The organism is Exiguobacterium chiriqhucha RW-2 (assembly GCF_000416965.1).
Taxonomy (GTDB): domain Bacteria; phylum Bacillota; class Bacilli; order Exiguobacteriales; family Exiguobacteriaceae; genus Exiguobacterium; species Exiguobacterium chiriqhucha.
In genome coordinates, this window is the sequence record NZ_ATCL01000012.1 from 90169 (window position 1) to 99979 (window position 9811).

12 protein-coding genes are annotated in these 9811 nt (G+C 53.4%); 11 read left to right on the forward strand and 1 reads right to left on the reverse strand.

Annotated features, from left to right (window positions below; all coding sequences use genetic code 11):
- Nucleotides 1-3: 3 nt before the first annotated feature.
- The 11 genes from M467_RS19590 (at nucleotide 4) to M467_RS0115855 (ending at nucleotide 9234) form a co-directional block, all read left to right on the forward strand.
- Complete coding sequence (locus tag M467_RS19590; protein ID WP_021065841.1) at nucleotides 4-303, forward strand: DUF5592 family protein; 300 nt, start codon at nucleotides 4-6, stop codon at nucleotides 301-303.
- 1 nt (nucleotide 304) lies between these two features.
- Nucleotides 305-925 carry a hypothetical protein gene (locus tag M467_RS19595; protein WP_021065842.1) on the forward strand — a complete coding sequence of 207 codons (621 nt, stop codon included), beginning with the start codon at nucleotides 305-307 and terminating at the stop codon, nucleotides 923-925.
- A 17-nt stretch (nucleotides 926-942) separates the two neighbouring features.
- Entirely contained in the window at nucleotides 943-2895 is a 1953-nt protein-coding gene (locus tag M467_RS19600) for a VirB4 family type IV secretion system protein (protein WP_021065843.1), read from the forward strand.
- A complete protein-coding gene (locus M467_RS31600; protein WP_021065844.1) occupies nucleotides 2895-4001 on the forward strand; it encodes a lysozyme family protein in 1107 nt (368 codons plus the stop codon). The genes M467_RS19600 and M467_RS31600 overlap by 1 nt, the downstream gene beginning before the upstream one ends.
- A gap of 30 nt (nucleotides 4002-4031) precedes the next feature.
- The gene (locus M467_RS19610) at nucleotides 4032-4610 is read left to right on the forward strand and encodes a hypothetical protein (protein WP_021065845.1); all 579 of its coding nucleotides are present in this window, start codon (nucleotides 4032-4034) and stop codon (nucleotides 4608-4610) included.
- Nucleotides 4611-5450: a hypothetical protein gene (locus M467_RS19615; RefSeq protein ID WP_021065846.1), complete on the forward strand. Its 840-nt coding sequence runs from the start codon at nucleotides 4611-4613 to the stop codon at nucleotides 5448-5450. It abuts the gene before it with no gap.
- A gap of 192 nt (nucleotides 5451-5642) precedes the next feature.
- Nucleotides 5643-5894: a hypothetical protein gene (locus tag M467_RS19620; RefSeq protein WP_021065847.1), complete on the forward strand. Its 252-nt coding sequence runs from the start codon at nucleotides 5643-5645 to the stop codon at nucleotides 5892-5894.
- Nucleotides 5887-7041: a MobP2 family relaxase gene (gene mobP2 / locus M467_RS19625; protein ID WP_021065848.1), complete on the forward strand. Its 1155-nt coding sequence runs from the start codon at nucleotides 5887-5889 to the stop codon at nucleotides 7039-7041. Before M467_RS19620 ends, mobP2 begins: the two co-directional genes overlap by 8 nt.
- 9 nt (nucleotides 7042-7050) lie before the next feature.
- Nucleotides 7051-7500 (forward strand): hypothetical protein, encoded by a 450-nt coding sequence (locus M467_RS31405; RefSeq protein ID WP_021065849.1) that lies wholly within the window; start codon nucleotides 7051-7053, stop codon nucleotides 7498-7500.
- Nucleotides 7501-7505: 5 nt separating this feature from the next.
- Entirely contained in the window at nucleotides 7506-7793 is a 288-nt protein-coding gene (locus M467_RS19630; RefSeq protein WP_021065850.1) for a hypothetical protein, read from the forward strand.
- 4 nt (nucleotides 7794-7797) lie between these two features.
- Nucleotides 7798-9234 carry an ImmA/IrrE family metallo-endopeptidase gene (locus tag M467_RS0115855; RefSeq protein WP_021065851.1) on the forward strand — a complete coding sequence of 479 codons (1437 nt, stop codon included), beginning with the start codon at nucleotides 7798-7800 and terminating at the stop codon, nucleotides 9232-9234.
- A gap of 118 nt (nucleotides 9235-9352) precedes the next feature.
- Here M467_RS0115855 and M467_RS0115860 read toward each other — a convergent pair.
- Nucleotides 9353-9811: hypothetical protein (locus M467_RS0115860; RefSeq protein ID WP_235045163.1), on the reverse strand; the 459-nt coding region annotated here is incomplete at its 5' end.

Sequence of the window (9811 nt, forward strand, 5' to 3'; positions counted from 1 at the left end):
CCCATGCGCAAATACCGGATCCCAAACGAGGTCACGACCGAACTGAAAATCAATAAGATGCTCTATCTGCATGATTTCCTGTTCCTCGTCGGGCTCATCGTGCTCCGGCTCGTGACGCTCCCGTTCATCCCGTCCGTGCTCCACATCCCGTTCACGGTCTTCCTCATCGTCTTCGGGCTGTTCATGGTACTCCGGCCGGCGACGAACCCGCAGAAGCGGATGGTCCATGCACTCTACTACGCGCTTATCAAACGGAAAGACACCTATCTCGCGCTCGACGCGCACACGAAAGGACGTGATTGAGATGGCTTTTATCGAGGAGTCGCTACAAGAACCGAGACGCACAGGCACCTGGCTCGACGAACAGGACGTGGTCGAGAAACGGAAGGTCAAAGACAAGGTCGTCGTCAAGCCGACGGTCGCCGAATTGATACCAATCGTCGACATCACCGAGAATGATGCATTCGAGATGCGGGATGGGACGTATCTCGACATGATCCAACTCACCTCGAAAGACATCTATTCTTTGAACGAGGAGGAAAAGGACCATGACGTGTTCTCCCTCGCCTATCTTCTGCAGGCGTACACGCATCCGCTCAAAGTCGTTCCACTGAACACGCCACTCAGTCTCGAACGGCAGAAGATCAGCATCGAACGACAGATTCGACAAAATCAGACACCGGCCTACCTGCCCTTTTTATTCAAGAAGAAGCAGGAGCTCGAATACCTCGAGGAGCATCGCACCAATCGCGATTATCTCCTCTTTTTTTATGCCGACGACGAGCGGACGCTACGCGAACGGAAGACACATCTCTATAAACTGCTCCGCCGCTCGAACCCGATGCGCGAGCTGACGCTCGACCAGAAGGTCCATGTGCTCTATCAACTGAACAACCCGAATACGAAACCGCAACTCGACGCCTGAAGAAAGGAGTGACGCACATGTGGCAGCGCCTGCGTGACAAAATGTCCAAACAACAGGACCCAGAGACCATAAAAATCGAGAAAGGTTACAATCCCGATGTCATCGCCAAGATCCAGCCGCAGGGCGGCATTAAGTTCGACGCCAACTTCGTCCGGCTCGGGGACGGATATCTATCGTGTCTCCATGTCTATAAATATCAGTCGCTCGTCTATGACTACTGGCTCGAACCCATCCTGAACATGCCTGGCGTTTTGACGACGCTCGACATCGGGACGGCCGACAAGCGTGAAATCATCCAGACCATCAACAAGTCGATGGCCGAACAGAACACACGCTTCGAGAACGCGAAGGACAACATCGACCGCATCGACGCCCGGGAAACGTATAAGGAACTGAACGAGCTCTACGAACAGATCACGCAGGGCGAGACGATGAAATATCTGCATCTCCGCCTCTATGTGAAGGCGAAGACGCTCGACGCGCTCGAGGTGAAAGTACAGGAAGTGATGGAAGAGCTCGAGGCCCGAAACTTCCGCTCGACGATCTTCCTGAACGAACAGGAATGGGAGTGGCAGAGCCTGTTCACGAGCTACGACCAGCAACAAAAGCTCCCGAACCGGCGCCGCGGGAAAGAGATCCCTTCCCTCTCCATCGCCGGCGGCTATCCGTTCCACTTCACGTCGCTCCAGGACGCGACCGGCACGTATTACGGCACGACCGACACGAACGGCAGCGTCATCTTCGACCTGTTCCATAAGGACAAACAGCGCAAGTTCTATAACGCGCTCATGATCGGCAAGATGGGGTCCGGCAAGTCGACACTCCTCAAAAAGACGGTGCTCGACCAGGCGATCAAGGGCAATAAGATCCGCATCCTCGACGTCACGGGCGAATTCTCGGACCTCGTGCGTCAGCTCGGCGGGAAAGAGATTGCTCTCGACGGGTCGGCCGGTCTCATCAATCCGCTCCATGTCTATAAAACGGTGACGAATAACGACGGCAGCGCCAACGAGGCACTCTCGTTCATGCAGCATCTGTCAAAGATGGCCGTGTTCTATCACTACATCAACCCGGCAGCGACGCAGGAAGAGACGAACGAGTTCGAGATCCTGCTCCGGGATCTGTACGTCCGGCACGGGCTCTGGGATGAACAGGGCGAACTGCCTATCACGACGCATCCGGCGAACCGGTACCCGACGTTCTCCGACTTCTTAAAACTCGTGCGGCGTGAGCTCTACACGGACGACACACGCACCTCGATCAAGGATGCGATCAGTCCGAACCGCGTCCGACGACTCGAGAACATCGAGCTCGCCGTCACGAACCTCGTCCATAACTACGGCAACATCTTCGACGGGCACTCCTCGATTGACCGGTTCGACGAGGAGCTCATCGTCTCGTTCCCGCTCCGGAACCTGACGAGCCTACGCGACGAGGTTTTCCAGGCGCAGGTGTTCTCGCTCATGAACATGCTGTGGGACGGGATGATCGCTAACGGATCGAGTCAACTGAAGGCCTATAACCAGGGCGTACTCCGGACCGAGGAGGCATGCAAGTATCTCATCGTCATCGACGAAGCACACCACCTGATCAACACGCGCGACATCGCGCAGCCGGCCATCCTGTATCTGCAACGCTGCATGCGCGAGGCGCGCAAATACTTCGGTGGCATCTTCTTCGTTTCGCATCTGATCACCGACTTCGTGCCGGCCGGATCAAAGTCTGAGAACGCCGAGAACGTCAAGTCGCTCTTCCAATTGACGCAATACAAGATCATCGGTGAACAGGACGCGGAAAGTATCCCGATCATCCAAACGGTGTTTGATGGCCAACTCTCGAATTCCGAGATGCGGATCATCCCCTCGCTCGAGACGGGGCGTGTCGTCCTCAGCATTTCCGGCGTGCAGAACCTCATCTTTGACGTCGACGTCGCGCCCGAGGAACTCGCCTTGTTCGGTGGAGGTGCCTGATGTGGGCGGCCGCGAAACGGACGGCCCGCTTCGCCGTCACAGCGAAATGGCAGCTCGCGACGCTCAAGTGGCGGCTCATCCTGCTCGGCATCGCGGCACTCGTGTTGTTCCTAGTCATCCTCGTCGTCGGAATTCTCGACACGCTCACGGGTGTCCAGAACGAACAACCGACCGACGTCACGTTCGACACGGCCGGCGGTCTCCAGGTGAGCGACCAGGTTCTCCAATATCGGGGCTTGGTCGAATCGGAACTGACGAAGCACGGACTGACCGAACAGACGAACCTCGTGCTCGCGCTCATGATGCAGGAGAGCGGCGGGCGTGGGAACGACCCGATGCAAGCGAGCGAGTCGAAGTGTGGACGGATTGGTTGCATCACCTCTCCTGAGGAGAGCATCGTCCACGGCGTCGAACATTTTGCGTCCGTCTTCGAACGGGCGAACCGCGACGTAAAGCTCACATTACAGAGTTACAACTTCGGCGGCGGCTTCATCGATTATGTCCAGGAGAACGGCGGACGTTACTCGAAAGAGCTCGCCATCTCGTTCTCCCAGATGATGTATCAGCGCGTGAAACATACCGGCATTTATCGTTGTCATCGCCCGAGCGCGGTCCAGCACGGCGCCTGTTATGGGGACATCGAGTACGTCGACTCGGTGTTGAAATACTTCGCGCCGGTCGCCGTCGCCGATGGGGTCATCACGAAAGAGCTGTTGTCAGGGTTACGTTCCCCGCTCGCCATTCCGCTCAACGTGACATCGCGTTTCGGGTGGCGCGTCGTCTTTGGACAACGGGACAACCACACCGGGATCGACTTCAGTTGCACCCCGTCCGATACGATTCACGCGGTCAAAAGTGGCACCGTCATCTATAGCGGGAACCGCGGACCGTACGGCAATCTCGTCCAAGTCCGGCACGACAACTACATTACGGCGTACGCGCACCTGAGTCGTCTCGGCGTCAAAAGCGGGCAACAAATCGAGGCTGGGCAAGCGCTCGGATACTGCGGCACGACCGGCCGCTCGAGCGGGAACCACCTGCATTTCGAGATCAAGACGGGTGAATGGTCCGGTCATATCGACCCCGCCCCGGTCTTCGGATTTTGAGTCATGCATGTTTGGAAAGGAGGAGGAAGAATGAACTTCACCGCACGTCACATCGCGTATCTGTTCGGGATACTGCTCCTGATTTCGATTGCGGCGAACGTCTTTTTCTATCAACAAGTGACGGCTGTCACGAGTACCTCAGAGGCGAGTGAAACGGAAAATGAGAGTGTCGCTCCCTCGAAATCGGCAACCTCCGAAGATATGCCGGCGGACACCGAACCAGTCGTCGCTTCGACGGAGACGGAACGAATGGAAGAGCTGGTGACACGCGCGATGCGCTTCATCGAGTATGCCTTCACCATCACGAAAGACAGTTACACGACCCAGAAACGACAGGCGAAAGATGTCATGTCCGAGGAACTCACGGCCACGCTCTTCGCCGCTGACGGCAGTGACGTCGGCACGTTCGAGACGACCGTCCGCGACATCGAGGTGTTCCCTTCTGTCTCCGGAGAAGATTGCCTCGTCCAGTTCGAACAGCACCTGTTGATCACCGAGACGGGTTATGAAGAGACGACGCGAGAACTGTTGGCCCTGACGTTCGAGTCCATCAAAGGACGTTTGGTCGTCACCGAAATGGAAGACCTGACACCGGAAGGAGGAATCTAGATGCGACCGAAAACGCGACGGCGTCTCACCCAGAACTTCTCCCGGTTCTACCTCGGACTCGGCCTATTCTTTGTCGTCGGCTTCCTCTTTTTCGGTACCTCGTCGTTCTTCTTCGCCGAGGAGGCACCGGTCAATGAGACGCCGATCAACGAGGCAATTCGGCTCTCGAACGGGGAGACCGTGACGCTCCACGCGTCTAGTTACGATACGGAGACGAAGACAATGCGCATCCGACTCTCGCTCGATGACGCACCAGGTAACACGAACGACCATCTCTTCCGCTATGTCTATAAGGCACGTCCGAATTCTGAGAAGGAAGTCACGTTGCTCTACGAACGGAACGACCAATACGTGCTCGAGTTGAAAGACGTGTCGAACGAATTCGACCAACTCGCCGTCCGAATCTATGGATTGAATAAGTCACAATCAATCGACGCACTCACAGCCGAGGAACGGAAGAACAGTCTGTTGACGTCACTCTATGCCGACCGTCGGACCATCGAACAAGCCAACCACAGTTCATCTGACGAGACAACTTTCACGAGATTATTCGTCAAGGACGAGCTCACGGAGACAGAGCAACAATTAGAAAAAGCACAACAGTCGGTCGAGGCGCAGCGGCAACAGATCAAGCGACTCGATCGTGATCAAGAGGAGCTTGAAGGTGAACTCCCCTACCTCTCGCTCGACGAACAGGTCGAACAGGAGAACGAGATCTTCGACCTCGGCCGGAAGCGTGACGAGCTCACACTGGAACTCGAGAAGCTCGAACAGTCGGTCACAGCGCTCGAAGAAAAGCACGACAAGTTGCACGTCAGGCTCCGGGAACTGTCGATTTAACTGGCACATTCCGTGCCAAACCACTGGTTTCACTGGCACATTTTGTGCCATTTTCGGACTTTTGGTGATATCACGGAAACCCCAGGCTCTGCCTGGTCTATCACGACGAGTGATAGCAGTTTCCCCTTATGCTCTTTGAACGAACTTTTCGAACGTCGGCAATATGTAGCCTCTAGAAAGGTGGTCAGGCAGATGGATCTGTTACTCCGCGACATCGACCCCGTCATCGTGAAGCAGATCGATGAATGGGCGAAGGAACACAACCGCTCCAGGCAACAATATTTGAAAGAACTGCTCGCCTGCTGGTGCGCGAACGGTATCCAGTCGACACAGGTCGAGCGGCTCGAACGACAGCTCGAGGCGAATACGCTCCACCTGAAACGGAGCGCGGACGAGCTCGCTGAGGTGACCCGGTTGTTAAACGAGGTGATGCAGGATGCGTGAGACGCCGGGTGTCGTCATCAAGTCGAAGTTCAAGGTGCCGGGCACAAAAAAGAAGTCGCGTCGCTACACGACGTACCTCGACTACATCAATCGTCCGGACGCGAAAGACAGCAGCGAACAGTTCGAGACGTATCACGACTATATGGAAGATAAGACGAAATCGAGCGGTCTGTTCACACGCGAGGACGACCGGTTGAACGACGAAAAACGTCGCGCCGTCCGTGACATCTTCAAGCATGCGCAAGAGAACGGGAGCATCCTCTGGCAGGACGTCATCTCGTTCGACAACGCCTGGCTGCGCGAGACCGGTGTGCTCCACGATGACCTCGTCGACGAGAAACGATTGATCCAGGCGACGCGGAACGCGGTCGATTCGATGCTCCAAAAAGAAAAGATGGTCCACGCCTATTGGACCGGTGCCGTGCATTACAACACTGACAACATTCACGTGCATGTCGCCATCGTCGAGACGAGCCACATGCGCAAGCGCGGCAAACGCAAACCAAAATCGATTGAGCTGATGAAGTCGAAGGTCATTCATTCCCTCGCCGACCGGACGAAAGAACAGGAGAAACTGAACGCCTTCATCCGCGACGAGTTGGTCGCCCATAAACGGAACAAGAAGATTCAAACGCTCCCGAACCGTTTCCTGCATCCGGAGCTCGTCCGTCAATTCAAGGACATCTATGAACGGTTGCCGGAAGACAAACGTCAATGGCGCTACAACATGAACGGGATGCAGCCGCTCCGTGAGTCGCTCGACCGTCTGACCGACCGCTACATCGACATTCACTTCAAATCAGAGTTTCAAGCCTTCAACGAACGGCTTGAACAAGAAGTGTCGTTCCATCGTCGCAGCTACGGCGACACGGAGAAGGCCGAACGGTACCAGGTGACAAAACGACAGGACCTCTACGCCCGGATGGGGAATGCCATCCTCTCTGAGATGCGAGACTTGTCAAAAGAACAGGTGACATGTGAGAAGAATGGAGCCCTAAAACATCCGGTCCGACGCGCATTCAACCAACAAAAGATATTCAACGAATCTATGTACCGAATTGAGCGGCACATGAATGACGAATTCGAACACCTGAAGAATCAACGTGCTTTCGAACAGTTGGAACGGGACATCGAATATGGAAAGTGAGGGAGGACGATGGAAGAGTTGAGACAAATGCGTCTTCGATTAAAGCCGGAGACGGTCGCGTATTTGGAGGAGTTCGCCGACGACAAACGCTTCGGCCATCTCGGCCAGGTCATCGACCATCTAGTAGAGGAACATAAGCAACTGTCTGACGAGAAGTGGGACATGCAGTTCCTCACCCGCTCGATCAGCACGCAGGTCTCACGTCACATCGAGGAATTGGTGCACGAGCAGATGTCGACGGAGCTCGAACGCATCCGGCTCGCCGCGAACCGATCCGACCGTCACGGACAGATCCTGACAGAGCTCCTGCAGGCACTGATGCAGACCGAGGGCATCGAGGACATCATGACGACGGACCAGTTCAAGCCGACGTTCCTCGAGACGGCAGAACGTGTCGTCCAGGAACGTATCGAACACCAAAAACAGAAGAAGGACACACTAACTTTTGAGAGAGGATGAACCTTATGCGACCACTTGACCGTCCCTTTACGATGGGGCAACTGTTAACGCTTCAACAGAAAACTGTCTCGGTCCTTATTTATGGAAAACGGTACGACATCCCGGTGTCCGTTTCCGAGCATCAGCTTTTAACCGCCATTGCGCAAGACGAAATCGTCTTGCTTCCCGTCAATTTCAATCGGACACGGCTGTTACTGGACATTCCGGAAACGTCGACACAACTCGAACGTGAACTGAACGAATTCACAGATACCGAAGAATCTGCTACCGATTTGTTGAAGGAAGGAGTCTGACACGATGGCCAAGATGAAGACGAACGAAGAACGGAAGGCCGATCTCGAGGCCTTGACCGAGCAGATGGGAAAACAGATCGACAGCTACTTCGAGAGTCCGGAGAAGATTCGGGAACATCTGCAGTTTCTCGGCAAGTTCCATCAATACTCAATGCGGAACGCGGTCTTGATCGAGTCCCAGTTCCCCGGCGCGGTCGCGGTCGGCTCTTATCCGTTCTGGGAGAAACAAGGCGCACAGGTGCAAAAAGGTGAGCGTGGCATCAAGGTATTCGTCCCAAGTCCGGTGACGTATGCCTTGCACAAAGATGAATGGGTACCGCTCAGCAAAGCACCGAAGCCGATCAAGGACGGCGTGAAACAAGGACGCATTCCGTCACGTAAGATGATGTACTTCAAAATCGGTCACGTGTTCGAGTACACGCAGACCGACGCGCGTGAGAAAGGGATCGAGGTCTCGGACATCTTCAAACGGTATCACCGGGACGGCGGGCTCGAGAACGAACAAGACATCCATGACGCCTTGACGACGCTCGCGGATGCCCGGAATGTGACGCTATTGGAGGAACCGCTCGACGAGATCGGCACGGCGAAAGGCTGTTACTATCCGGAGTTGCATGCAATCGCCTTGAACCCGCGGAACACATCGATCGAGAACATCACTGTCCTGATCCATGAGCTCGCGCACGCAGAACTGCACAACCAAGAGCGGAACCTCGAACGAGACAAACCGCTCACGGCACCCGAGAAGGAGTTCCAAGCCGAGATGGTCGCCTATGTCGTCTCACATCAACTCGGGTTCCCGACGGACGATTTCTCGCTCTCTTATCTGGCCGGTTGGACGAAAGACAAGGAACTGCTCGACAAGGAAAAATTGTTGCAGGAGGTCCACCAGACATCTGCGTCCTTCCTTGACCACATCGAGTCTCACTTAGAAAAGGTGCACACCCTGCAACAGGAGAAAGAAAAGAGCCCAATCGAGTATATCGAGCAAATGGACCTCCGCATGGGATGGAAGGACGCTGACCTCAGTCTTTATGAACGGGTTCATGCCGTACAAAGTGTGTTTCCCGAGGAGGTGGAGCCCTATCTGAACGCAAAAGCGGCCCTCGAGACGAACCTGAAAGTGGATCGCGTCGATGAGCCACTCATGTACATTCATGGTAAGGGATTCGGATTTCAGTCATTCGGTGTCGCAAACAATCAAGACTTCAGTGAAGATGCAATTGTCGCCTACACAGTGGTGCTACCAAATCAGCCGTTGATCAGTGGACACTTCGATCCCGATAGAACCGTTCATCCATTACACGATTTAGAAAAGAACAATAAATTTGAAAAACCAACCCTCAAAAATCTTGAAGATAGTTGGCATAATGTGTTGCTCGAAGAAGAAAAAAAATCTCTACCAAGAATCACTCTGTTGAATGTTGAACGATTAATATAAATAGTGGCAGATGAAGAATATCTACATTAAATACTCACAAGGCATTAATTTTCATAGAAGAAGTCTGCCTTGTGAGGAATTTTTATTACCTAAACTCCTTTAGTTGTTCTAACAAAAATTATTTACGTGATCTGTCTAAATAAAACATGAGCACAGCAGTTAAACCGTTAACAGCATCTGAATCAAAAAAATCCACTCCGACCATCTGTAAACATTGCAACATTATAATCAACCTACAAACAAGCACTTCAGTTGATAAGACGTTTTCTGTTTTAATTAAATGTTCAACTTCCTCTTCAATTTCTTCTTTTATTTCTTCACCTATAATCATCTCAGATGAAGTGTCTTCAAAAGCAATGAAAGACAACATTTTTTTATCTAACAGTAATATATCTTTTTCTAAAACTTCACTTGAAATTTTGAACATTTCTATATTATTTACGGCTCTTTTAAGGGATTCTTGTAACACATTTGATTGATTGAATATCTCCATGCTCCGTGCGACTTTTTGGAGGGAATCCTGCAGTGCATTTGATTGGATTGCCTCCATACTACGTAAGACTTTCTGGACAGAATC